The following is a 271-nucleotide window of genomic DNA, read 5'->3' on the forward strand; positions in this document are numbered from 1 at the left end:
GTTGATGTAGGAGGGGGCTGCATAGACGTGCATATGCACGGTGAACAGCTTGCGCTGGATCAGATCGGATTGCTGCGGCTGGCGCAGGCGAATGGCGCAATCGGCGTGGCGCATGTTCACGTCGACTTCCTCGTTGTCGAGGATCAGCTGGATCTGGACATCCGGATAGAGCTGCATGAACTCCTGGATCTTGTCCGTCAGCCAGCCCTGGCCGAGACCGACCGTCGTCGTGACGCGCAGCTTGCCGGACGGCGTTTCCGTCGTCTCGGTG

The 271-nt window shown here is 61.3% G+C and carries 1 pseudogene; it reads right to left on the reverse strand.

What is annotated here, in order from left to right:
* Positions 1 to 271 (reverse strand): annotated as a pseudogene (locus SB764_RS40380) (LysR family transcriptional regulator VtlR); the annotation flags it as partial.

Origin of the sequence: Paraburkholderia sp. SIMBA_027 (assembly GCF_046535315.1) — a bacterium.
Classification (GTDB): domain Bacteria; phylum Pseudomonadota; class Gammaproteobacteria; order Burkholderiales; family Burkholderiaceae; genus Paraburkholderia; species Paraburkholderia tropica.